Annotated in this window: 1 rRNA gene; it reads right to left on the bottom strand. The window is 54.0% G+C overall.

Annotated elements, in window-relative coordinates:
• Window positions 1–7: 7 nt before the first annotated feature.
• Window positions 8–976: ribosomal RNA gene (locus N784_RS15680) — 23S ribosomal RNA — on the bottom strand; the annotation flags it as partial.

Below are 976 nucleotides of genomic sequence, written 5' to 3'. Positions count from 1 at the left end.
AAACTAATTAGTTAAGTCCTCGATCGATTAGTATCCGTCAGCTACACGTGTCACCACGCTTCCACCTCGGACCTATCAACCTTGTCATCTACAAGGGATCTTACTTCATTAAATGAATGGGAAATCTCATCTTGAGGTGGGCTTCATGCTTAGATGCTTTCAGCACTTATCCCATCCGCACGTAGCTACCCAGCTATGCTCCTGGCGGAACAACTGGTGCACCAGCGGTGCGTCCATCCCGGTCCTCTCGTACTAAGGACAGCTCCTCTCAAATTTCCAACGCCCACGACGGATAGGGACCGAACTGTCTCACGACGTTCTGAACCCAGCTCGCGTACCGCTTTAATGGGCGAACAGCCCAACCCTTGGGACCGACTACAGCCCCAGGATGCGATGAGCCGACATCGAGGTGCCAAACCTCCCCGTCGATGTGGACTCTTGGGGGAGATAAGCCTGTTATCCCCGGGGTAGCTTTTATCCGTTGAGCGACGGCCCTTCCATTCGGTACCGCCGGATCACTAAGCCCGACTTTCGTCCCTGCTCGACTTGTAGGTCTCGCAGTCAAGCTCCCTTGTGCCTTTGCACTCTGCGAATGATTTCCAACCATTCTGAGGGAACCTTTGGGCGCCTCCGTTACTCTTTAGGAGGCGACCGCCCCAGTCAAACTGCCCACCTGACACTGTCTCCGGACCGGATAACGGTCCAGGGTTAGAATGTCAATACAGCCAGGGTGGTATCCCACGGATGCCTCCACCGAAGCTAGCGCTCCGGTATCTAAGGCTCCCACCTATCCTGTACAAGCTGTACCAACATTCAATATCAGGCTGCAGTAAAGCTCCACGGGGTCTTTCCGTCCTGTCGCGGGTAATGCGCATCTTCACGCATAGTATAATTTCACCGGGTCTCTTGTTGAGACAGTGCCCAAATCGTTGCACCTTTCGTGCGGGTCGGAACTTACCCGACAAGGAATTTCGCT

This window comes from Pontibacillus litoralis JSM 072002, from assembly GCF_000775615.1.
GTDB classification, from domain to species: Bacteria; Bacillota; Bacilli; order Bacillales; family BH030062; genus Pontibacillus; species Pontibacillus litoralis.
This window is presented reverse-complemented; position numbering and strand designations above follow the sequence as displayed.